18 protein-coding genes, 2 tRNA genes and 1 pseudogene are annotated in these 22,983 nt (G+C 69.2%); 8 read left to right on the top strand and 13 right to left on the bottom strand.

Features of this window, described 5'->3' with window-relative positions:
- Positions 1-74: 74 nt before the first annotated feature.
- Together AB0M27_RS36540 and AB0M27_RS36535 are read right to left on the bottom strand one after the other, a co-directional pair.
- Positions 75-2,699 (bottom strand): valine--tRNA ligase, encoded by a 2,625-nt coding sequence (locus AB0M27_RS36540; RefSeq protein WP_365728505.1) that lies wholly within the window; start codon positions 2,697-2,699, stop codon positions 75-77.
- 178 nt (positions 2,700-2,877) lie between these two features.
- Entirely contained in the window at positions 2,878-3,246 is a 369-nt protein-coding gene (locus tag AB0M27_RS36535) for a zinc ribbon domain-containing protein (RefSeq protein WP_365728539.1), read from the bottom strand.
- 461 nt (positions 3,247-3,707) lie between these two features.
- On the opposite strand from AB0M27_RS36535, the gene AB0M27_RS36530 reads away from it, so the two are divergent.
- Positions 3,708-4,712, top strand: a complete 1,005-nt coding sequence (locus AB0M27_RS36530) for a hypothetical protein (protein ID WP_365728503.1) — start codon at positions 3,708-3,710, stop codon at positions 4,710-4,712.
- Between the two features lie 223 nt (positions 4,713-4,935).
- Here the strand turns inward: AB0M27_RS36530 and clpX are convergent, their stop codons facing one another.
- The 5 genes from clpX to AB0M27_RS36505 form a co-directional block, all read right to left on the bottom strand.
- Entirely contained in the window at positions 4,936-6,222 is a 1,287-nt protein-coding gene (clpX, locus tag AB0M27_RS36525) for an ATP-dependent Clp protease ATP-binding subunit ClpX (RefSeq protein ID WP_365728501.1), read from the bottom strand.
- A gap of 171 nt (positions 6,223-6,393) precedes the next feature.
- Complete coding sequence (locus AB0M27_RS36520) at positions 6,394-7,059, bottom strand: ATP-dependent Clp protease proteolytic subunit (protein ID WP_055703582.1); 666 nt, start codon at positions 7,057-7,059, stop codon at positions 6,394-6,396.
- 67 nt (positions 7,060-7,126) lie between these two features.
- Positions 7,127-7,732, bottom strand: coding sequence for an ATP-dependent Clp protease proteolytic subunit (locus tag AB0M27_RS36515; RefSeq protein WP_365728538.1), 606 nt, complete (start codon positions 7,730-7,732; stop codon positions 7,127-7,129).
- 320 nt (positions 7,733-8,052) lie between these two features.
- On the bottom strand, positions 8,053-9,420 hold the full coding sequence (tig, locus tag AB0M27_RS36510) for a trigger factor (RefSeq protein ID WP_365728498.1): 1,368 nt from the start codon (positions 9,418-9,420) through the stop codon (positions 8,053-8,055).
- Between the two features lie 190 nt (positions 9,421-9,610).
- Positions 9,611-9,687, bottom strand: a tRNA-Pro gene (locus AB0M27_RS36505).
- 161 nt (positions 9,688-9,848) lie between these two features.
- Here AB0M27_RS36505 and AB0M27_RS36500 point away from each other — a divergent pair.
- Positions 9,849-9,919: transfer RNA gene (locus AB0M27_RS36500), tRNA-Gly, on the top strand.
- A 501-nt stretch (positions 9,920-10,420) separates the two neighbouring features.
- Positions 10,421-11,488 (top strand): sodium:calcium antiporter, encoded by a 1,068-nt coding sequence (locus tag AB0M27_RS36495; protein ID WP_365728496.1) that lies wholly within the window; start codon positions 10,421-10,423, stop codon positions 11,486-11,488.
- A gap of 644 nt (positions 11,489-12,132) precedes the next feature.
- Here the strand turns inward: AB0M27_RS36495 and AB0M27_RS36490 are convergent.
- Both AB0M27_RS36490 and AB0M27_RS36485 read right to left on the bottom strand, forming a co-directional pair.
- Positions 12,133-12,928 (bottom strand): annotated as a pseudogene (locus AB0M27_RS36490) (serine/threonine-protein kinase); the annotation flags it as partial.
- Between the two features lie 79 nt (positions 12,929-13,007).
- Positions 13,008-13,202: a hypothetical protein gene (locus AB0M27_RS36485; RefSeq protein WP_323374857.1), complete on the bottom strand. Its 195-nt coding sequence runs from the start codon at positions 13,200-13,202 to the stop codon at positions 13,008-13,010.
- Between the two features lie 441 nt (positions 13,203-13,643).
- Here AB0M27_RS36485 and AB0M27_RS36480 point away from each other — a divergent pair, with 441 nt between their 5' ends.
- On the top strand, positions 13,644-14,876 hold the full coding sequence (locus AB0M27_RS36480) for an acyltransferase family protein (RefSeq protein ID WP_365728493.1): 1,233 nt from the start codon (positions 13,644-13,646) through the stop codon (positions 14,874-14,876).
- Here AB0M27_RS36480 and AB0M27_RS36475 read toward each other — a convergent pair.
- Together AB0M27_RS36475 and AB0M27_RS36470 are read right to left on the bottom strand one after the other, a co-directional pair.
- Positions 14,866-15,333, bottom strand: coding sequence for an HD domain-containing protein (locus AB0M27_RS36475; protein ID WP_365728491.1), 468 nt, complete (start codon positions 15,331-15,333; stop codon positions 14,866-14,868). The two genes, AB0M27_RS36480 and AB0M27_RS36475, sit on opposite strands and share 11 nt — an antisense overlap.
- Positions 15,330-16,502: a PP2C family protein-serine/threonine phosphatase gene (locus tag AB0M27_RS36470; RefSeq protein ID WP_365728489.1), complete on the bottom strand. Its 1,173-nt coding sequence runs from the start codon at positions 16,500-16,502 to the stop codon at positions 15,330-15,332. The genes AB0M27_RS36475 and AB0M27_RS36470 overlap by 4 nt, the downstream gene beginning before the upstream one ends.
- Before the next feature lie 197 nt (positions 16,503-16,699).
- Between AB0M27_RS36470 and AB0M27_RS36465 the strand changes: the two genes are divergently transcribed.
- The gene (locus tag AB0M27_RS36465) at positions 16,700-17,941 is read left to right on the top strand and encodes a GNAT family N-acetyltransferase (RefSeq protein ID WP_365728487.1); all 1,242 of its coding nucleotides are present in this window, start codon (positions 16,700-16,702) and stop codon (positions 17,939-17,941) included.
- Between the two features lie 7 nt (positions 17,942-17,948).
- On the opposite strand, the gene AB0M27_RS36460 is transcribed toward AB0M27_RS36465, so the two are convergent.
- Both AB0M27_RS36460 and AB0M27_RS36455 read right to left on the bottom strand, forming a co-directional pair.
- On the bottom strand, positions 17,949-18,758 hold the full coding sequence (locus tag AB0M27_RS36460; protein WP_365728485.1) for a DNA-formamidopyrimidine glycosylase family protein: 810 nt from the start codon (positions 18,756-18,758) through the stop codon (positions 17,949-17,951).
- A gap of 215 nt (positions 18,759-18,973) precedes the next feature.
- The gene (locus AB0M27_RS36455) at positions 18,974-19,459 is read right to left on the bottom strand and encodes a ribose-5-phosphate isomerase (protein ID WP_365728483.1); all 486 of its coding nucleotides are present in this window, start codon (positions 19,457-19,459) and stop codon (positions 18,974-18,976) included.
- A gap of 237 nt (positions 19,460-19,696) precedes the next feature.
- On the opposite strand from AB0M27_RS36455, the gene AB0M27_RS36450 reads away from it, so the two are divergent.
- From AB0M27_RS36450 to AB0M27_RS36440, 3 genes are all read left to right on the top strand, one after another.
- Positions 19,697-21,127, top strand: coding sequence for an amino acid permease (locus AB0M27_RS36450; protein WP_365728480.1), 1,431 nt, complete (start codon positions 19,697-19,699; stop codon positions 21,125-21,127).
- A 76-nt stretch (positions 21,128-21,203) separates the two neighbouring features.
- Positions 21,204-22,523, top strand: coding sequence for an FAD-binding oxidoreductase (locus AB0M27_RS36445; RefSeq protein WP_365728478.1), 1,320 nt, complete (start codon positions 21,204-21,206; stop codon positions 22,521-22,523).
- Between the two features lie 50 nt (positions 22,524-22,573).
- On the top strand, positions 22,574-22,983 hold a 410-nt coding region (locus AB0M27_RS36440; RefSeq protein WP_365728536.1), incomplete at its 3' end, for a helix-turn-helix domain-containing protein.

Raw genomic sequence — 22,983 nt, 5'->3', positions numbered from 1 at the left:
TCCCCGCGCCCCTGTGGGCAGGTGAAGGCCCCCGGTACTCGAACGCACCGGGGGCCTTCACTCACGTAACGGACTCACGCCTGCGGCAGCTTCTCCAGCTGGGCCTGGATGCGGGCGATGTCGTCCTCCGCCTTGGACAGGCGCGTGCGGATCTTGTCCACCACGTTCTCCGGGGCCTTCGCGAGGAAGGCCTCGTTGCCGAGCTTGGCCGTGGCCTGGGCCTTCTCCTTCTCGGCGGCGGCCAGGTCCTTGGCGAGGCGCTTGCGCTCGGCGGCCACGTCGATCGTGCCGGAGAGGTCGAGCGCGACCTCGGCGCCGGCGACCGGCAGGGTGGCCGTGGCCGTGAAGGAGTCGCCCTCCGGCTGCAGACGCAGGAGCTGGCGGATGGCGGCCTCGTGCGGGGCGAGGGCCGTACCGTCGAGCGTCAGGCGGGCCGGGACGCGCTGGCCGGGCTGCAGGCCCTGGTCGGCGCGGAAGCGGCGGACCTCGGTGATGACCGACTGGAGGGTCTCGATCTCCCGTTCGGCCGCCGCGTCACGGAAGCCGCTGTCCTTGGGCCACTCGGCGATGACCACCGACTCGCCACCCGTCAGCGTCGTCCACAGGGTCTCCGTGACGAAGGGGACCACCGGGTGCAGCAGCTTGAGGGTGACGTCGAGGACCTCGCCCAGGACTCGCTTGGAGACCTCGGCCGGCTCGCCGCCCGCCTGGAAGACCGTCTTGGACAGCTCGACGTACCAGTCGAAGACCTCGTCCCACGCGAAGTGGAAGAGGGTGTCCGACAGCTTGGCGAACTGGAAGTCGTCGTAGTAGGCGTCGACTTCGGCCACGACCGAGTTCAGGCGGGACAGGATCCAACGGTCCGTCGCGGACATACGGGACGGGTCCGGCAGGGGGCCCTCCACCGTCGCGCCGTTCATGAGGGCGAAACGGGTGGCGTTCCAGATCTTGTTGGCGAAGTTGCGGGAGCCCTGGACCCAGTCCTCGCCGATCGGGACGTCGACGCCCGGGTTGGCGCCGCGCGCGAGGGTGAACCGGAGGGCGTCGGAGCCGTACTTGTCCATCCAGTCCAGCGGGTTGACCGCGTTGCCGAAGGACTTCGACATCTTCTTGCCGAACTGGTCGCGGACCATGCCGTGCAGGGCGATGGTGTGGAACGGCGGGGTGCCGTCCATCGCGTACAGGCCGAACATCATCATCCGGGCGACCCAGAAGAAGAGGATGTCGTAGCCGGTGACCAGGACGGAGTTCGGGTAGAACTTCGCGAGCGACTCGGTCTGTTCGGGCCAGCCGAGGGTGGAGAACGGCCACAGGCCGGAGGAGAACCAGGTGTCGAGGACGTCGGTGTCCTGGTGCCAGCCCTCTCCGGTCGGCGGCTCGTCGTTCGGGCCGACGCAGACGACCTCGCCGTTCGGGCCATACCACACCGGAATCCGGTGACCCCACCACAACTGCCGCGAGATGCACCAGTCGTGGAGGTTGTCCACCCAGTCGAAGTACCGCTTCTCCATCTCCTGCGGGTGGATCTTGACACGGCCGTCGCGGACGGCGTCGCCGGCGGCCTTCGCCAGCGGGCCGACCTTGACCCACCACTGCATCGACAGGCGCGGCTCGATGGTGGTCTTGCAGCGCGAGCAGTGTCCGACGGAGTGGACGTACGGCCGCTTCTCGGCGACGATCCGGCCCTCGGCGCGCAGCGCGGCGACGATCGCCGAGCGGGCCTCCAGCCGGTCCAGGCCCTGGAAGGGGCCGTGGGCCGTGATGACGGCGTGCTCGTCCATGATCGTGATGGACGGCAGGTCGTGCCGCTGGCCGATCTCGAAGTCGTTCGGGTCGTGGGCCGGGGTGACCTTGACGGCGCCGGTGCCGAACTCGGGGTCGACGTGGGTGTCCGCGACGACCGGGATGGAACGGTCGGTCAGCGGGAGCCTGATGAGCTTGCCGACGAGGTGCTTGTAGCGCTCGTCGTCCGGGTGAACGGCGACGGCGGTGTCGCCGAGCATCGTCTCGGCACGGGTGGTGGCGACGACGATGGTGTCGTCCCCGTCGCCGTACTTCATGGAGACGAGCTCGCCGTCGTCGTCCTGGTACTCGACCTCGATGTCGGAGATCGCGGTCAGACACCGGGGACACCAGTTGATGATGCGCTCGGCGCGGTAGATCAGCTCGTCGTCGTAGAGCCGCTTGAAGATGGTCTGGACGGCCTGCGAAAGCCCCTCGTCCATCGTGAACCGCTCACGCGACCAGGCGACGCCGTCACCGAGGCGCCGCATCTGCCCGCTGATCTGACCACCGGACTCGGCCTTCCACTGCCAGACGCGCTCGACGAAGGCCTCTCGCCCGAGGTCGTGCCGGGACTTCCCCTCCTTGCCCAGCTCCCTCTCGACGACGTTCTGCGTGGCGATACCGGCGTGGTCCATGCCGGGCTGCCAGAGCGTCTCGTAGCCCTGCATGCGCTTACGGCGGGTCAGGGCGTCGATGAGGGTGTGCTCGAAGGCGTGGCCCAGGTGCAGGCTGCCCGTGACGTTCGGCGGCGGGATGACGATCGTGTACGGCGGCTTGTCACTCTTCTCGTCCGCCTCGAAGTAACCCCGCTCTACCCAGCGCTCGTACAGCGGCCCCTCTACATCGGCCGGCGCGTACTGGGTCGGCAGTTCGGAGTCGGGCGCGGGTGGCTGCTGCTGAGCATTCTCGGTCACCCAGCCAGTTTAGAGGCGTGAACCTCCCCGACGAAAACGCCGGGGTTTCTGCCTTCCGGGACCCTTCGGACGGTAGGAGCGGTCGCCCAGCCGGTACCTCCGAGGAGGTGGCGGCACCGTCCTGTTCGATCACTGCGGTTCCCCCTTGGGAAGGGCAGCAACGCCCGCACCGCTGACATCATCGGTACAGGTGGCCCGGTTGCCGGGCACTACTACGCTGGTGGAGACCATGGCGCTCCCGCTGGCCAGGCGAGCAGCCGGGTTGGGCTCGTAGACACTTCACCCGGATCTCGGTACCGGGTGGGACCGGGACGAAGGTCCCGTCATTGACGGCAAGGGTGTGGATGTTCACCACGCCCACAGCGTCCCGGTGCAGCACCAGGGCGCAATCCTTGTTCGCGCAGATGTACCTGCGACCACGCACTTTGCGGCGTTGGAGGCGGAAGGGGCATGTCTGCGACGAGTTCGCCTCACTGATGTGCTGGATCGGCAGTCCGGTCTCATAGGCAAGCTGCCGTTCCCGGGTTCCTCGCTCCCATTGCGACAGCTGTTGACGTGTCGAACGACCACGTCGATGCCGTCGGCAATCGATCGCTCATGCGCCGCCACCTGTTCCCGGATGAATCGGTTGGCTTTCGCCCGCAGCTTCCTCTTCGCCTCGGCAGGCCTGCGGTGCCGACGAGAACCCGTGCGCCAGCGGGACATCTTGGACTGGAACCGGGCCATCCCCTTGTTGCGCGCCTGCTCGGCTGCACGCGCCCCTCTCCCGTTGCCCCCTGACTCACCGCCACCTCCCCGACGACACACCTGAACCATGCTCATACGAACATGCGACAACGCTCTGTTTAACGCCTGCACCTGGATCAGGTCACGGCTAGGGCGGCGCCGTGTCACAGGGATGTAGTGAAACCAGCAGGATTGGTAACGGCTGGGCCCCCGACGGTCCGATCAACCGCCTCTTAGGACAGGATGTTCGGAACGCATAAGGATCTGGAGGGGAACCCAGAGATGAGCAACAACCAGCCGGGCCCGTACGGCGGCCCGCCCCAGCAGCCGGGTCCGTACGGCCAGCCGGGGCAGCCGGGTCCGTACGGCCAGCCGGGGCCCTACGGTCAGCCGGGCCCCTACGGCCAGCCGCCGCAGGCCCCGCAGCCCGGCTACGGCTACCCCCAGCAGGCACCTCCGGCCGCTCCGCCGCAGCCGGGGTACGGCTACCCGCAGCAGGGCGGCGTGCCGCAGCAGCCGAACCCGTACGGCCAGCAGCCCAACCCCTACGGCCAGCAGCAGCCCTACGGCATGCCGCAGGCACCCCAGGCGGGCGGCGGCAAGAAGAAGACGGGCCTGATCATCGGCGCGGTGGCCGTGGTGGCGGCCGTGGCCGTGGGGGCGTACTTCGTGCTCGGCGGCAGCAGCAGCACGAGCGTCACGGACGACGGACCGCACAAGCTGACGGCGCCGGGGTCTGTCATCAACGGCACGTACACGAAGTCCGGCAACTCCGACTCCTCGGACGACATCAGCGACTCCGACAAGTCGGACTTCGAGAAGTGGGGGGTGAAGAACCCCACCGAGGTCAGCGCCAAGTACCAGAACGGCAAGGGCCTGACCTTGAAGGGCCTCGGTTTCAGCGGCGTCTACGGGACGATCGACGACCCCGAGGCGGTCGTCGACGCCATGTTCGCCAAGGCCAAGACGGAGTCCGAGAAGGACCAGAGCAACTCCGACACCAAGGGCAAGCTGATCGGCAGCCCTGAGACCGTGCATCCGGCCGGCTTCTCCAACGGCGTCATGAAGTGTCAGGTCGCCGAGATCGACACCAGCGGCTCGTCCGCCTCGGACGCAGGTGTTCCGAAGACCATGAAGTTGCCGATGTGCATCTGGGGCGACCACAGCACCGTCGCCCTCGTCTCGTCGTACAGCGTCGCCTCCCTCGCCTCGGGCCAGGGCGAGTCGGTCGACGACGCCGCAGAACTCGCGGCCAAGCTGCGCAACGACGTCCGCGTCAAGGCCTGACGCCGTCGGCCGTTACACGGAAGGGCCCCCACCGGGGGCCCTTTCTCACACCCCCGCACACCGTCGGGAGATCACCAGGCTCTCATTTCGGCCACATTGACCCACTTCGCGGCGACTTGGCCGGTGCCTGACCGCCACCTCGTAGAGGTGACGGTCTGCCGTTGCCGGGCGGCCGCGTACCCGGCGGCAGAGAGGCGGAGGCCTCCTGCACCTCCAGGACTCGTTACGCCGACTTCTGCTCCCCGGAGCCCCGCCCCCGGGCGTCCCGAGGGATCAGGGTCGGGTTGACGTTGGAGAGGACGACGTCCGCCGTGATGACCACGCGGGCCACGTCCTTGCGGGACGGGACCTCGTACATGACGCCCTGGAGGACTTCCTCCATGATGGCGCGGAGGCCTCGGGCGCCGGTCTGGCGGAGGATGGCCTGGTCGGCGATGGCCTCCAGGGCCTCGCGCTCGAAGTCCAGTTCCACGCCGTCGAGTTCGAAGAGGCGTTGGTACTGCTTGACCAGGGCGTTGCGGGGTTCCACCAGGATCTTGAGGAGCGCTTCGCGGTCCAGGTTGTGGACCGACGTGATCACCGGCAGGCGGCCGATGAATTCGGGGATCATGCCGAACTTGACCAGGTCTTCCGGCATGACGTCCTCGAAGACGTCCTTCGACTCCAGCTCGCGCTTGGAGAGGATCGTGGCGCCGAAGCCGATGCCCTTCGCGCCCGCACGGGCCTCGATGATCTTCTCCAGGCCGGCGAAGGCACCGCCCACGATGAACAGGACGTTCGTCGTGTCGATCTGGATGAACTCCTGGTGGGGGTGCTTGCGGCCGCCCTGTGGCGGGACGGAGGCCGTGGTGCCTTCGAGGATCTTCAGCAGCGCCTGCTGGACGCCCTCGCCCGAGACGTCGCGGGTGATCGAGGGGTTTTCGCTCTTCCTCGCCACCTTGTCGATCTCGTCGATGTAGATGATCCCGGTCTCGGCCTTCTTCACGTCGTAGTCGGCCGCCTGGATCAGCTTCAGGAGGATGTTCTCCACGTCCTCGCCGACGTAGCCGGCCTCCGTGAGCGCGGTGGCGTCGGCGATCGCGAACGGCACGTTCAGCATGCGCGCCAGAGTCTGCGCGAGGAGGGTCTTGCCGGAGCCCGTGGGGCCCAGCAGGAGGATGTTGGACTTCGCCAGCTCGATGGCGTCGTCACGGCCGCTCGGACCGCCGTTCTCGCCCGCCTGGACCCGCTTGTAGTGGTTGTACACCGCGACGGAGAGGGCCTTCTTCGCCGCCTCCTGGCCGACCACATAGCCCTCGAGGAACTCGTAGATCTCGCGCGGCTTGGGCAGCTCCTCCCAGCGCACCTCGCTGGTCTCCGCGAGCTCTTCCTCGATGATCTCGTTGCAGAGATCGATGCACTCGTCGCAGATGTACACACCGGGCCCTGCGATGAGCTTCTTGACCTGCTTCTGGCTCTTGCCGCAGAACGAGCACTTGAGCAGATCGCCGCCGTCACCGATGCGTGCCACGGTGTGCTTCCCCTTCGCCTGGGAGACGCCTGGACGCTTTCGAATCCAGCGGCTCCTGGTGCTGCCTTATGTCCGACGGTACCTTGCCGGGCCCGGTGTTCGGGCCCCCCTTGGCAGGGTTCACTTTGACGTGCACCGTGCCAAGAGGGGCAAAGAGTGTGCCGCTCCGCCTCAGCGGACCGCGGCGTTGTTCAGCTTGCGGGTGGAGATGATCTGGTCGACGAGGCCGTACTCCAGCGCCTCCTCGGCCGTGAGGATCTTGTCGCGCTCGATGTCCTCGCGGATCTTCTCGATCGGCTGGTTCGAGTGCTTGGCCAGCATGTTCTCCAGCTGCTCACGCATCCGGGTGAACTCGTTGGCGATGATCTCCAGGTCGGAGAGCTGACCGCGGCCGGTGGAGCCCGCCGGCTGGTGGATCAGCACGCGCGAGTTCGGCAGGGCCATGCGCTTGCCGGGCGTACCGGCGGCGAGCAGGATGGCCGCCGCGGAGGCCGCCTGGCCCATGCAGACCGTCTGGATGTCGGGCTTCACGAACTGCATCGTGTCGTAGATCGCCGTGAGGGCGGTCATGTCGCCACCGGGGCTGTTGATGTAGATCGAGATGTCCCGGTCCGGGTCCATCGACTCCAGGCACAGCAGCTGCGCCATGACGTCGTTGGCGGAGGCGTCGTCGATCTGGACGCCGAGGAAGATCACGCGCTCCTCGAAGAGCTTCGCGTACGGGTCGTACTCGCGGATGCCCTGGGAGGTGCGCTCGACGAAGCGCGGGATGACGTAGCGGCTGTCGGGGCGGGGGCCCTCGTACATGCCGCTGGCGGCGCCGGGGAAGTTGCTCATGGGGTTCACCGTCCTGGTGGCGTTCTGGGGGCTGGGGTCGTGGCGGTGCCTGGCGCGGCCGGGCCGGTCAGGCACCGGTGCCGCCGCCTCCCGGAACACCCGAGGCGTGCGTGATGATCTCGTCAATGAGACCGTACTCCTTGGCCTCTTCCGGGGTGAACCAGCGGTCGCGGTCGCCGTCGCGGATGATCTGCTCGACCGTCTGGCCGGAGTGCAGCGCGGTCAGCTCGGACATGGTCTTCTTCGTGCGCAGCAGGTACTGGGCCTGGATCTTGATGTCCGAGACCGTACCGCCCAGGCCCGCGGAGCCCTGGTGCATCATGATGTCGGTGTGCGGCAGGGCGAAGCGCTTGCCGGCGGTGCCGCCGGTCAGCAGGAACTGGCCCATCGAGGCCGCCATGCCCATGCCGATCGTGACCACGTCGTTCGGGATGTACTGCATGGTGTCGTAGATCGCCATGCCGGCCGTCACCGAGCCGCCGGGGCTGTTGATGTAGAGGTAGATGTCCTTGTCCGGATCGGCGGCGAGGAGCAGCAGCTGTGCGGTGATCTTGTTGGCGATGTCGTCGTCAACCTGCTGGCCGAGGAAGATGATCCGCTCGCCGAGCAGCCGGTTGTAGACCTGGTCGCCGAGGCCACCACCGATGGAAGGCTCGCCGGCGGCGGAGGGCATCAGATTCGTCACGTATCCACCTGCTCGTCTTACGACGGCGCCGGGCCGTCTCATTGTTCTGCCTTTCATGGACCCTAACGCGAGGGTCCCTTCGGGGAATCCCGGAGATGGTGGTGTTCGCCGGGGGCGTAGCGCTCCGCTTGGGCGCCGGTGCGGTTCGTGGAGGGTGGTGCGGGTGATCGTCGGGGGGCGGGTGCGTGGGGGTTGTTCGGGCAGTTCCCCGCGCCCCTTGCGGAACTGCCCCCGGGGTACGACAGAGGGCCCCCGGGAGACACTCCCCAGGGGCCCGTCCACGTCGTCAGGGGCGCCGTAGGGCCCGCTCAGCCCTCGGCGTTCTCCTCGGAGGTCTCCGACGCCTCGGCGGCCTCGGTCTCCTCCTCGTCCTCCAGGTCGACGATCTCGCCGTTGGTGTCCTTCACCGTGGCGGCCTCGACCACGACGGCCAGGGCCTTGCCGCGGGCGACCTCGCCGACCAGGAGCGGCACCTGGCCGCCCTCGACGACGGCCTGGGCGAACTGGTCGGGGGACATGCCGGAGGACGCCGCACGCCGCATGAGGTGCTCGGTGAGCTCCTCCTGGTTGACGTTGAGCTGCTCCTTCTTGACCAGCTCGTCCAGGACGAACTGGGTCTTGATGCCCTTGACCGCGGCCTCGCGGGTCTCGGCGTCGAACTCCTCGGCGGTCTTGCCCTGGATCTCCAGGTACTTGTCGAGGGTCAGGCCCATCTGGGCGAGCTGGTGGTGCTCCAGGTTGTGCTTGCGGGTGTTGATCTCGTCCTCGAGCAGCTTCTCGGGGACCGGGACCTCGACCAGCTCGAGGAGCTTCTCCAGGACCCGCTCCTGGGCCTGGGTGGCCTGGTCGAACTGCTTCATGTCGGCCAGGCGCTTGCGGCTGTCGGCCTTCAGCTCGTCCAGGGTGTCGAACTCGGAGGCGAGCTGCGCGAACTCGTCGTCCAGCTCGGGCAGTTCACGGGCGGCGACCTGGGTGACCTTGACGGTGACCTCGGACTCCTTGCCGGCCGCCGAGCCGCCCTTGAGCTCGGAGGTGAAGGTGGCCTCGCCACCGGCCTCCAGGCCCTTCACGGCGTCGTCGATGCCGTCCAGCAGCTCACCGGAGCCGATGGTGTAGGAGACGCCGTTGGCGATTCCGTCCTCCAGCACCTCGCCGTCGACCTTGGCCTGCAGGTCGATGGTGACGACGTCGCCGTCCTCGGCGGCGCGCTCGACCGGGGAGGTGGAGGCGAAGCGCTCGCGCAGCTGCTCGACCGACTTCTCGATGTCCTCGTCGGTGACCTCGACGGCGTCGACCTCGACCTCGATGCCGGAGTAGTCCGGGATCTCCAGGGCCGGGCGGATGTCGACCTCGGCGGTGAAGTTCAGCGTCTCGCCGTCCTTCAGCTCGGTGATGTCGACCTCGGGCTGGCCCAGCGGGCTGAGCTCGGCCTCGTTGACCGCCTCGGTGTAGAACTTCGGAAGCGCGTCGTTGACGGCCTCCTCCAGCACGGCGCCACGACCGAACCGCTGATCGATGACCCGGGCCGGGATCTTGCCCTTGCGGAAGCCCTTCACCGTGACCTGCTGGTTGATCTTCTTGTACGCCGCGTCGAGGCTGTCCTTGAGCTCCTCGAAGGGCACCTCGACAGTGAGCCGAACCCGGGTCGGGTTCAGGGTCTCCACGGCGCTCTTCACGGTTCGGTCTCCTTGTGGCTGACTTCTTGGTTTCTGCCGGAGCCAGACTGGTCCGGCGGATTCGCCGCCCGGAGGAGTTCGTAGGCCGAGTGGGCCGGGACACACGGGCGCGCAGCTTGCATAGTAACCGCAGCCGGTCAGCGCCCCAAAAGGCGATCATCACGACGTCGTGAGCAGGTGCGTGAGCAAGTGGTCGGGGTGGCGGGATTTGAACCCACGGCCTTCCGCTCCCAAAGCGGACGCGCTACCAAGCTGCGCCACACCCCGTCTGGTGCGACACGTAGGCTACATGGCCCGGCCGGTTACGTCGGCCGCATTGTCCGAGGCGGCACGCGCGAGGGCTCCGGGGATCAACTCGTTGGCCTCGACGGCGGGCGACCCGCTACGATGCCTGCAGTGCCGCGGTGACCGACCTGCGGCGCACTGTTGCGGGCGTAGCTCAATGGTAGAGCCCTAGTCTTCCAAACTAGCTACGCGGGTTCGATTCCCGTCGCCCGCTCTGACGACTCAGGGCCAGGTCAGAGGATTATTCCTCCGCCTGGCCCTGATGCATTTCCGATCTTCGCTCGGACCTACGTGCCCGTTGCGTGTCCGTTCGGATTCTGATCGTGCTTGTGTGCCTGCTCGACGACCGCGCTCACAGCCTGTCCGATCAGACGCTCTCGCTCGGCCGTGGCGTGCTGGTACATCAGTGCGGCGCGAGCGCTGCTGTGGCCCCCGCGCGTAGTGGAGATGGGAAACAGGCGACACCGCGGATCCCCGATGGGTGTGTATCGTGGACAGCCGCGAAGGGGAGTAGCCCCGCAATACCGGTCATCGACACACTGGAGCCCAGCGACGGGTTCCCGGTGACCGGGCCCGTATCAGTCTGTGCGGGTGGGCGAGACCTTCGGCCCTTTGTCGATGACGTATGCGTGTCGGCGGGGTCGAAGCTGCCGCCATCTCCCTCGCGCGGTCGTCCTCGAAGCCCCTGCTGATGCGGGAAGGCTGGACGAGACCGGTGATTCACTTCGTTCTGTTGATCGCCTGTGCGGTGGCGATCTATCTGTCCTGCGAGTGGTTCGTCAACGCCGTGGAATGGCTCGGCGAGCGCCTCAACGTGGGCAGGATGGCGGTCGGCACGATCCTGGCCGCCTTCGGCACCGCGCTGCCCGAGTCCGTTGTCACGCTCGTGGCGGTCACCACCGGCGCCACCACGGAGGCCAAGGACGTCGGTGTGGGTGCCGCGATGGGCGGTCCGCTGGCTCTTGCCACGGTCGCCTATGGCGTGACCGGCGCAATGCTGCTGCTCAGGCGTCGCAAGGAACACGAGACCTCGCTGGTTGCCGTGAGTGCCGGAGGCCCCCCGGAGCTCGGCCCGCAGCCCTCCGGTTCCGAGCAGGCGCTCGGCACTGCCAAGGACATGAAGCGGCTGGCAAAGGACCAGAAATGGTTCCTGCCGATCTTCATGGTCAAGGTAGGGCTTGGCCTGGTCGCCTTCGCCTTCAAGCCCGCGCTCGGCCTGCTGTTCTTCGCCGCGTACGCGGTCTACTTCTGGCGGGAGATCCGTGGCGGCCAGGACGAGGAAGGCGAAGAGGAGGAGCTGGAGCCGCTGAAGTTCCAGCCCAAGGCCGCATCCCCCGCCACCTGGGCAGTGGTCGCCCAGACGCTTGTCACGTTGGTGGTGATCTTCTTCGCGTCGCAGCTGTTCGTGAAGCAGCTGGACGCCATCGGTCCGATGCTCGGCCTGCCCGCCGCGGTGACCGCCTTGCTGCTGTCCCCGATCGCCACCGAGCTGCCGGAGATCATGAACGCTGTGATCTGGGTACGCCAGGGCAAGACCAAGCTGGCGCTGGCCAACATCTCCGGCGCCATGATGATCCAGGCCACCGTCCCCTCCGGCCTGGGCCTGCTGTTCACCCGCTGGCACTTCGACGGCGCCCTGCTGTGGTCCGGACTGATCACCATGGCGGCGATCGTCTACCTGCTGCTGACCATGCGCGCCCACAAGCTCACCCCGGCACGCCTCGCCATGGCGGGCGGCTTCTACGTGGCCTTCGCGCTGGGTCTCGTCCCTATCCTCAGCTGACTGGGCCCCAGACGACCTGGGTGGCGACGGCGCCTGCGGTGTCCGGGCCCATGCCGTCCGTGTTGTCGGCGACGACCGTCTTCCAGGCCGCCTTGCCGGTGGCCGTGTCGAGGGACTGGACGGTGTAGCGGGTCCGGATGCCGTTGTGCTTCGACATGCCGGTCTCGTCGGCACCGATGGCGTACACGCCGCCGGGGCGGGTGCCGATGATCGTGCCGCCGTCGGGGCTCAGGGACACGGGCGTGGCGTCCATGGGCAGGGCCCAGGGGTCGCGGCCGTCGGCGAGGGCGAACCGGGCGGCCATGATGCCGTCGCCGGCGCACACCAGGGACGTCCGCGAGGTGACGCACCCGGTGAAGGGGCTGCTGCCGATCGCGTTGTTCGGGATCTTGCCCGCCGGGTCCCCGGCCTGCCGGTGCCGGGCGCGCCAGCCGGCCGGCAGGACGTGCGGGGGTGCCCTTGCCGCCGCCGTCGTGGGCCAGGACGACGGTGCTGGTGGCGGCCACTGCGGTCAGTACGGCGGCGGCCGCGAGGAGTACCTGCCGGCGGCGGCGCCCGGGGGCGGGCTCGGTGCCCGCGGCGGACGGGTCCGGGCCGGACGGGGCCGGGCCGGCGTCCGGGGCGCGGTCGGGCAGCCGGCCGTCGCGGAGGAAGGACAGGAGCTCGTCGGGGGTCGGGCGGGTCTTGGGGTGCTTCTCCAGGCAGAGGCGGATGAACGGGAGCAGCGGGTCCGGGACGCCGTCGAGGCCGGGGGTGCCGTCGACGACGCGGGTCGCCGTCTCCCAGGGGCTCACGCCGTCGAAGGAGCCGCGCCGGGTGGCGGCGTACACGAGGACCGCGCCGAGGGAGAAGACGTCGGTGGCCGGGCCGACCTCGTGCGGGGAGGTGAACTGCTCGGGGGACATGAAGGGCGGGGTGCCCATCACCCGGCCGGTCTGGGTCAGGGCGTCGGCGGCGGTGGACTCGGCGGCGCGGGAGACGCCGGAGTCGATGACGCGCGGGCCGTCCTCGGCAAGCATGACGTTGGCCGGTTTCAGGTCCCGGTGGACGACTCCGGCGCGGTGGACGTCGCGCGGGGCCTCGGCGAGGCCGGCGGCGAGTTCGCGCAGCCGGTCCGGGGACAGCGGGCCGTGGCGGCGGACGTGGGTGCCGAGGTCCTCGCCGGGGATGTAGAGCGTGGCCATCCAGGGGCGCGGGGCGTCGGCGTCCGCGTCCACCACGGGGGCCGTGAAGGCGCCGCTGACCTGGCGCGCGGCCGCTACCTCGCGGCTGAACCGATGCGGAACTCGTCGTCGGCGTACTGGTCGTGGACGACCTTGCCCGCGAGCCGGCGGCCGAGGCGGACCGGGCGAGGTAGACCACGCCCATGCCACCGCTGCCGAGGCGGTCCTCGATGCGGTAGCCGCCGATCTCCGCCGGGTCCGTGTCGCGCAGCGCCATCCCCGTACGCCCCCGTTGTGTGAAGTTGTTCAGCGTCTGAAGCCGTTCAGCGCGTTCCGGTCCGCCGGCGCCGCTCCGGTCAGAACTTGATCGAGCTGATGGAGTCCGCTATCGAGTTCAGGAAGCGGTCGATGGACGGGGCCATGCCGGTCGAGGCGAGGAAGAACCCGAAGAGGACCGCGACGATCGCGGGGCCCGCCTTGATGCTCCCCCCTCTCAGGAGCACTACAAGGATGATCGCCAACAGCACCACCACAGACAGTGAAATGGCCACAACTGATCACACCCTCGGTCGGTCCGCTCTCCCGGCCCGGGGGTACGTCCCGCGCACCCCCGCCAGAACCATCGTGCCACCAACCCGGCCCGGTCATGCGGCCCGTGACACAACGTCGGACATCCGGCCGACGCGGACGATCGGCCGCGGAGTAATTCGACCGGGCCGCCCGCACATGACTCCCCCGGGAATTACGCGACTTCGTTTCCGCCTCCACACATCCTGTGCGCAGGTAATTCGAATTGATGACACAGAGACGCCGTATGCCCCATTTAGTCGGGATGAATCGGGACATCGAGGGTGAGTTGACGACCTCTGTGTGCGCACCATCACGTAGACAGAGATGCCGAGTTCTGTAAATGAGTGGGTACCCGAAGGCGTTAACCAGGAATGACTGCGAGGGTTTTACGAAATCCCACAGACGACGCTAGGGTGCCTGAGATGTTTGACGCCGCCTCCCCCTCCGGCCAGAACCGCAGGCCGCTCCCCCCGGCACAGTCGCCGGCGGACGGAGTGCCCAGTCCGCGTACCCCGCTGAGTACGCAGGCGCAGCAGACGAAGGCGGACAGACCCGGCAAACAGCACGACGACGCACAGCGCGACGGCAAGCAGCACGGCGGCAGGCAGCGCGACTCGTTCTTCGACAACGCCAAGTACCTGGCGATCGTGCTCGTCGCCATGGGGCACTCGTGGGAGCCGCTGAAAAGCGACAGCCGGATCCTGGAGGGCGTGTACACGGTCGTGTACTCCTTCCACATGCCGGCGTTCATCATCATCTCCGGCTTCTTCTCGCGCAGTTTCGACATGCGCCCGGACCGGCTGAAGCGGCTGATCACCGGTGTCGTGGTGCCGTACGTCCTCTTCGAGACCGCGTATCCGACGTTCAAGAACCTGATCACGGGCTCGCACGAGGAGATCAGCCTCCTCGATCCCTGGTACCTGACCTGGTTCCTGGTCGCGCTGTTCATCTGGCGGCTGACGACGCCGATCTGGAAGCTGGTGCGCTCGCCGTTCGCGGTCGCCCTCGGCATCGCCATGCTGGCGTCCGTCACCCCGAACATCGGTGACGACCTCGATCTGCAGCGCGTCCTGCAGTTCCTGCCGTACTTCGTGCTCGGCCTGTGCATGAAGCCCGAGCACTTCCAGCTGGTGCGCCGCCGCTCGGTGCGGATCGCCGCGGTGCCGGTGTTCGCCGCCGCGCTGGCCGTCGGCTGGTGGGCGGTGCCGCGCATGAACACCGCGTGGTTCTACCACCGGGACTCCGCACAGGAGCTGGGCGCACCCTGGTGGAGCGGCCCGGTGATGACGCTCGCCATGATGGGCTGCTCGCTGCTGCTGACGGCCTGCTTCTTCGCCTGGGTGCCGCGCCGGAGGATGTGGTTCACGGCACTCGGCGCGGGCACCCTGTACGGCTATCTGCTGCACGGCTTCCTGGTGAAGTTCGCCGACTACCGCGGCTGGTTCGACCACCCCTGGCTGCACCGCCCGCTCGGCGAGATCCTGGTGACCCTCGCCTTCGGCGCCGCCGTCACCCTGCTGTGCACCAAGCCCGTGCAGCGCGTCTTCCGGTTCGCGATGGAGCCGAAGATGGAGTGGGCGTTCAAGCAGGACGCGGCGGAACTGGCCCGCGAGCGGCAGCGCAAGGAACGTGAGCGCGAGAAGGTCAGCGCCTAGGACCTCGCCCCGACTCCCCCGGACCGAGAAGTACGCGCATCCGGGCGTACTTCCCGGTCAGTCGTTTCCGGGTCGGCTCGTCCAGGACCGCCAGCCGCTCCGGGTCGGCGTTGTGCGCCAGGTCGGCCTCCTTCACCAGCCGCGCGCCGTCCGTGGCGAGGATGCGCCCCGCGTACGCCTCCGGCTCCTCCCCCGGCCGCTTGGTGAGGGCGTCCACGATGGCCTTGGTACGGGCGCTCAGGGCCGCCTGTTCCAGCCACTGACGGGTGAGCGCGGCGTCCTCGACGGCGTCGTGCAGCCAGGCCGCCGCGATCTGTTCCGCGTCCCCGCCCCGGGCGCGCACTCCGGCGGCGACGGCGGCGAGATGTTCGGCGTACGGCCGTCCCGCCTTGTCGGTCTGGCCCTCGTGGGCGGCGCGGGCGAGGGCCTCGACCTCGGCGAGCGTGAGCCGTGTCATCGGGTCAGCGGCGTCGGCCGGCGGCAGATCAGGAGCAGGGCCCGGTCGTCGTTGACGTCCTTCGCCACCGCCTCGATGAGATGCCAGGCGGCCCCGTGGAAGCCGCCGGCGACATAGCGGTCGGCCTCGCCGGTGAGCCGGTCGATGCCCTCCACGATGTCGCGGTCGGAGGTTTCCACCAAGCCGTCCGTGAACAGCATCAACACATCCCCGGGCCGCAGCGAGCCCTTCACGGAGTCGAACTGCGCGCCGTCGTACACACCCAGCAGCGGCCCCTCGGCGGCCTTCTCCTCCCAGCGTCCGCTGCCCGCGCTGAGCTGCAGCCCCGGCGGATGGCCGGCGGAGTACAGCTCGTAGTCGCCGGAGTCGAGGTCCAGGACGAGATGGATGGAGGTGGCGAAGCCCTCGTCCCAGTCCTGGCGGAGGAGGTAGCCGTTCGCGGCGGGAAGGAAGGCGTGCGGGGGAAGGGAGCCCAGGAGGCCCCCGAAGGCGCCGGACAGCAGCAGGGCGCGCGACCCCGCGTCCATGCCCTTGCCGGACACGTCCGTGAGCACGACCTCCAGCGTGCGGCCGCCGTTGGTCCGGGCCGCGACCACGAAGTCCCCGGAGAAGGACTGCCCGCCGGCCGGCCGCAGCGCCATCTCGTGGTGCCAGCCCTGCGGCAGCTTCGGCAGCTTGCTCTGCACCCGGATCCGCTCGCGCAGGTCGAACAGCATGGTGCCGCCGCGCCGCCAGGGCACCCCGACCCGGCTGCGGAACTGCGCGGTCAGCAGCCCGAAGAAACCGCAGGCGGCCACGACCAGCACCACACCCGGAGTGACCCGCGACGGGCCCTCGGTGTACGGGCCGAGCCGTACCGACTCCACGATCAGCGCGGTGGCCCCCGCCGCGTACAGGCCGAGCAGGCTCGCCGGGCGCAGCAGCAGGCCGCCGGCGATGATCGGCAGCACCAGGGTGGCCGGGGAGCACCACACCGAGTCGACCAGGGTCATGGCCATGAGGACGGGGATGGTGAGCAGCAGTCCGGCGAACGCGATCCAGTCGGAGCCGTCGCCGCGGAAGTAGTCCACGGCGCTTCTGCGCAGGCCGGTGCGGGCCCGGTGCCACTGCATCTTCCACCGGGCCGTGAACGTCTCGGCCTTCGCGCGCCGCTCTCGTCCTGCTGCCATTAGTTCGCGACCCTATCCATCGGACCGGCTGCTTGGCACGGGAGGTCCCACTTGTCCCTCGTGCGAGGCTCGACTTCGCGGTTCGTCGTGGGTTCGTCGTCGGTTCGTCCCCACAGTGAACGGCACGCGAGGCCATCGCGCCGCCGTCCGGGGGAAATTCGCTGGCTCGTCCCGCGGCGCCCTGGTACGCATGGCTCATGGGGACTGACCGGGAAACCGAGTTGCGGGTGCTGCGCGAGTCCGACTGGGACCGGTGGTACGACGTCCTGTACCGCGCCTTCGGCGCCCAGGCGGCACCCCCGGAGGAGCGCGAACTGGACAAATCCCTCACCGAGTTCGACCGGTCCCTGGCCGCATGGGACGGGGACGAGGTCGTCGGCACGACGGGGGCGTTCAGCTTCCGGATCACCGTGCCGGGCGGGGCCGCGGTCCCGGCGGCCGGCGTGACCATGGTGAGCGTGGCGGCCACCCACCGGCGGCGCGGGGTGCTGACCTCCATGATGCGCCGGCAGCTGGACGACGTACGGGCGCTGGGTGAGCCGCTCGCGGTGCTGACCGCGTCCGAGCCCGCGATCTACGGCCGCTTCGGGTACGCCGCGGCCACCTTCCGTACTGCCGCCGAGATCGACACGAGCCGGGTGACGCTGTCCCTGCCGCCCGGCGTGGACGACGTGCGCCTGCGCTACGCGGCGCCCGCGGACGTCCTCGACGCCTGCGAGGCGGTCTACGCGGCGCTGGTGCCGCTGCGGCCCGGGATGCTGGCCCGGCAGCCCGGCTGGGAGCGGGTCGCTCTCCTCGACCCCGAGAGCGAGCGGGGCGGGGCGTCGGCGCTGCAGTGCGCGGTCGCCGAACGGGACGGCGAGGTCACGGGATACGTCCGCTTCAGCACCAAGATCGGCTGGGGCGAGAGCGGGCACGACGGCACGGTGCACCTGAAGGACCTGGCCGCGCTCGATCCCGTCACCGAGGCGGCGCTGTGGCGGTTCCTGTTCGGCATCGACCTGATGACCACGCTGTCGGTGCGATCGCGACCGCTCGACGACGCCTGGCGCTACCTGGTCTCGGACCCCCGCCGCTGCCGGCCGCGCCTGAAGGACGACGCGTACGTGCGTCTCGTCGACGTGGGTACGGCACTGTCGGCGCGCACGTATCAGGCACCCGTGGACGTCGTGCTGGAGGTGGAGGACACCTTCTGCCCGTGGAACGCGGGGCGCTGGCGCCTGACCGGGGACACGAAGGGCGCGTCCTGCGAGCGTACGACCGACGCCGCCGATCTCTCGCTCTCCGTACGGGAGTTGGGCGCGTCCTACCTCAGCGGCGTGACGCTGCTGTCGCTCGCGGCGGCCGGACGGGTACGGGAGCTGCGGCCGGGGGCGCTGACGGAGGCGTCGGTGGCGTTCGGCTCACCGGTGGCCCCGTGGCTGCCGCACGGCTTCTAGTGCCCGGTCACCTCCGCTGACAGGTGGGGCACCAGAAGAGATTGCGGGCGGCGAGGCCGGCGGTGCGGATCTCGGCGCCGCAGATGTGGCAGGGCAGGGTGGCGCGGCGGTAGACGTACACCTCGCCGCCGTGGTCGTCCACGCGCGGTGGCCGGCCCATGGTCTCCGGGGTGTGCTCGGCCCGGACCGTGTCGATCCGGTTCTTCCGGACCCCTTCGTGCATCAGCTCGACGAGGTCGGCCCATAGGGCGCCCCACTCGGCGCGGCTGAGGTCCTTGCCCGCGCGGTACGGGTCGATGCCGTGCCGGAACAGAACCTCGGCGCGGTAGACGTTGCCGACGCCGGCGACGATCTTCTGGTCCATGAGCAGCGCGGCGATCGTCGTACGGCTGCGGGAGATCCTGCGGTACGCCGTCTGCGGGTCGGCGTCCTCGCGGAGCGGGTCGGGGCCGAGGCGGGCGTGTACGGCCTGCTTCTCGGCGTCGGTGATCAGTGCGCAGGTGGTGGGACCGCGGAGGTCCACGTACGCCGTGTCGTTCGCGAGCCGGAGCCGGACGGTGCCGGTCGGCGGGGGTGCGGGGGCGTCGCCGAAGCCGACCTTGCCGAAGAGGCCGAGGTGGATGTGGACCCAGTCGGTGTCCCGGAAGCGGAGGAAGAGGTGCTTGCCGTGGGCTTCGGTGGCCGTCAGTTCCGCGCGGTCCAGGAGCGCGGCGGCGTCGGAGAACTTGCCCTGGGGGCTGGTGACGCGCGGGGCCGTGCCCTGGAAGCGCTCGGCGTAGTCCTGGGCCAGCCGGTGGATGGTGTGCCCTTCCGGCACGGCAGGGGTGTCCTTTCCTTCGCTTTTCGCCCACCCGCCCACGCGTCTCGCTGGATCGAGAGGTGACCGAACAGGCCGGAGCGGCCCGGGGCCGGAGCCCTGAGACGGCGCCGTTTCAGCCGACCGAGACGGCCGGACGGGTGGGCAAGACCGGGGTGCGGGGCGGAGCCCAGGGAGGGCACCCCCTGGGGCTCTGCTCCCAGGGGGTGCTTTGCCTAGCCCTGCGGGTGGTGCGCCGGGATCGGCGGCAGGTCACCCGTCGTCTCGTACGCCGACAGCATGTCGATCCGCCGGATGTGACGCTCGTCACCGGAGAACGGCGTGTTGAGGAAGACCTCGACGAACTTCGTCGCCTCCTGCGTGCTGTGCATGCGCGCACCCACGGCCACCACGTTGGCGTTGTTGTGCTGCCGCCCCAGCGTCGCGGTCTCCTCGCTCCAGGCCAGCGCCGCCCGCACGCCCTTCACCTTGTTCGCGGCGATCTGCTCACCGTTGCCGGAGCCGCCGATCACGATGCCGAGGGCGTCGGGGTCCGCGGCCGTCCGCTCGGCGGCGCGGAGGCAGAAGGGCGGGTAGTCGTCCTGGGCGTCGTAGATGTGCGGTCCGCAGTCGACGGGCTCGTGACCCGCCGCCTTGAGCCACTCGACGAGGTGGTTCTTGAGTTCGTAGCCAGCATGGTCGGAGCCGAGATACACGCGCATGCCACGAGTGTGACACGCCCCATTCCGGGCAGCAGCCTCGGGTGGCGGCACCTCGCCGGCCCCCGAGGAACCCTCGCCAGACCTCGGAAAATGTGACCAGGACCATAGAACCTCAAGGGAACCTCAAGTAACGATATGGATTCAGAGGTTCCCGAATCCGTTCGCCTCGGATTCACTGGACCGACTCGTACACCGCTCATACGAGCTGCTCCTCCTGGCGCAAAGGAAATCCGTCCAATGACCCCTGGTTCGGGCCTCCAAGCAGGACTCAAGAACCGCCACCTGACGATGATCGCGATCGGTGGTGTCATCGGAGCCGGCCTCTTCGTCGGTTCCAGCTCCGGTATCGCCACCGCGGGACCGGGCATCCTCCTGTCCTACGCCCTCGTCGGCACCCTCGTCGTCCTCGTGATGCGCATGCTCGGCGAGATGTCCGCCGCCAACCCCACCTCGGGCTCCTTCTCCGCGCACGCCGACCGTGCGCTCGGCCGCTGGGCCGGGTTCTCCATCGGCTGGCTCTACTGGTTCTTCTGGGTCGTCGTGCTGGCCGTCGAGGCCACCGCCGGCGCCAAGATCCTCTCGGGCTGGGTGCCGGGCATCCCGCAGTGGGGCTGGGCGCTCATCGTGATGACCGTGCTCACCGCGACCAACCTGGTCTCCGTCGGCTCCTACGGCGAGTTCGAGTTCTGGTTCGCCGGTATCAAGGTCGTGGCGATCGCCGCGTTCATCGCCATCGGTCTGCTGGCCGTGTTCGGCGTACTGCCGGGCGTGCACGCGGACAAGGCTTCCTTCGGCAACCTCACGAATCACGGTGGGTTCCTGCCACACGGGCCCGGCTCGATCCTCACCGGTGTTCTGCTGGTCGTCTTCTCGTTCATGGGCAGCGAAATCGCCACCCTGGCGGCCGGTGAGTCGGAGGACCCGCAGCGTGCGGTCACCAAGTCCACCAACAGCATCATCTGGCGTATCGGCGTCTTCTACCTCGGCTCGATCCTCATCGTGGTCTCGCTGGTGCCGTGGAACGACCCGTCCATCGCGAAGCAGGGCTCGTACGTCGCCGCGCTGGACTCGCTCGGCATCCCCAACGCCGGTCAGATCATGAACGTCATCATCCTGACCTCGGTGCTGTCCTGTCTCAACTCCGGCCTGTACACGGCCTCCCGCATGGCGTTCTCGCTCGGCCAGCGCGGTGACGCCCCGAAGGCGTTCGCCCGCACCACCTCCCGGGGCGTGCCGATGGCGGCGATCCTGTCGTCCGTCGTCTTCGGCTTCGTGGCGGTCTTCTTCAACTACAAGTACCCGGACTCCGTCTTCCTCTTCCTGCTCAACTCCAGCGGGGCGGTGGCCCTGTTCGTATGGCTGGTCATCTGCTTCTCGCAGCTGCGGATGCGCAGGATCATCCAGCGGGAGGCACCGGAGAAGCTCGTCGTGAAGATGTGGCTGTACCCATATCTGACCTGGGCCACGGCCGCGCTGATCGTGTTCGTCCTGGGTTACATGCTCACCGACACAGAGGGCGCGAGCAGCGGGCGCAAGACGGTGCTGCTGTCGGTTGCGGTGGCGGCGGTCGTGGTGGTGATCGCTGTGGTGAAGCAGCAGATCGAGTCCCGCCGTGCCGCGACGGCCCCCGCCGCCGTCGAGCCGGCCGAGAAGGTCACCACCGGCTGACGTCACCGACCCGGCCGCGGGACATGGCCGCATAACCTGACGGCACCTGTCAGGTTATGCGGCCATGCCGCATGCCATGACCTCTGTGGACGACGCCCTGGACCTGGCCCTCCTCCGCCCCGGCGACGCCGGTTACGGCGCCGAACTCGCCGGTTTCCAGCTCGGCTTCGCCCAGCGGCCGGCGGCGATCGTGCCCGCCCGCTCGGCGGCCGACGTGGTGGCCGCCGTACGGTACGCGGCGGCCGAGGGCCTGCCCGTCGGGGTGCAGGCGACCGGGCACGGGCTGCCCGGCGGCTACGAGGGCGGGCTGCTCGTCAGCACCCGGCGGATGGACCGGGTCGTGGTCGACCCGGAGGCCCGTACCGTCCGGGTGCAGGCCGGGGTGCGCTGGAGGCAGGTGGTCGCGGCCGCCGAGCCGTACGGGCTGGCGCCGTTGAACGGGTCGGCGCCGAGCGTGGGCGCGGTGTCGTACACCCTGGGCGGCGGACTCGGCGTCCTCGCCCGCGAGTTCGGCTACGCGGCCGACCATGTGCGGTGGCTGGAGCTCGTCACCGCCGACGGGGAACCGCGGCACGTCACCGCCGGCTCCGACCCCGAGCTGTACTGGGCACTGCTCGGCGCCGGGCAGAACCTGGGGATCGTGACCGACCTGGAGATCGGGCTCGTACCGGTGCGGACGCTGTACGGCGGCTCGCTCGCCTTCGACGGGCGCGCGGTGGACCCGGCGGCCGTGCTGCGGGCGTACGAGGCCTGGACGCGGACCGTGCCCGACGGGCTGACCTCGTCCTTCGCCGCCGTGCCGTACCCGGACCTGCCCGCCCTGCCCCCGCACCTGCGCGGCACGTACGTCGTCTCGGTCCGGGTCGCCCACACCGGAGCCGACGGCGAGCGGATCGTCGCCCCGCTGCGGGAGATCGGGCCGGTGTTCGCGGACTCCCTGCGCGAGATGCCGTACGCCGAGAGCCACACCATCCACAGCGACCCGGACTTCCCGCACACCTACTACGGCGACAGCGCGGTGCTGCGGGAACTGGACGTGGAGCGGGCCGGTGAGCTGCTGCGGGCGACCGGGCCGGAGGCGGGCCTGATGTGTGTCGTGCAGGTCAATCACCTGGGCGGCGCGCTCGCCCGGCCGGCGCCGAACGCGGTGCCGTACCGCGACGGGCGGTTCCTGCTGCGGCTGTTGACGGTCGGGGAGCGGGAGCGGGCCCGGGCCGTGCTGGACCCGGCGTTCGCGCTGCTGGCCGAGGTCGCCCTCGGGCGGTCCCTCAACTTCGCCTTCGGCGCCGGGGACAGGAACACCGGCTTGTACGACCCCGAAACGCTCAAGAGGCTCGCCCGGGTCAAGGAGACCTACGACCCGGAGAACCTCTTCCGCAGGAACTACGGCGTCTAGTGTCCTGAGTCTTTATTTCGCTATTGAAGTAGGCTGGGCTCATGGCGCGTATGGGTCGGCCGACGGTCGAGGTGGTCCTGACGGACGAGGAGCGAGGAACGCTGCTGCGCTGGTCGCGGCGGGCAACGTCCTCGCAGGCTCTGGCGTTGAGGTGCCGGATCGTACTCGCGTGCGCTGATGGCGGCTCGAACACCGCGGTGGGGGCAGAGCTTGGGGTCCATCCGGTCACTGTGGCCAAGTGGCGTAAGCGGTTCGCGGCCGACCGGCTTGAGGGTCTGTCCGACGAGCCGCGGCCCGGTCCGCCCCGCACGGTCAGCGATGAGAAGGTCGAGGAGGTGGTCGTGCGGACGCTGGAGACCACTCCGAAGAACTCCACGCACTGGTCGACACGGGAGATGGCCGCGGCCAGTGGCCTGAGCCAGTCCACCGTGTCGCGGATCTGGCGGACCTTCGGCCTCAA

This window comes from Streptomyces sp. NPDC052107 (assembly GCF_040680215.1).
In the GTDB taxonomy this organism is placed as follows: domain Bacteria; phylum Actinomycetota; class Actinomycetes; order Streptomycetales; family Streptomycetaceae; genus Streptomyces.
Note: the sequence above shows the minus strand (reverse complement) of the source record. Positions and strands in the feature narration are given on the sequence as shown.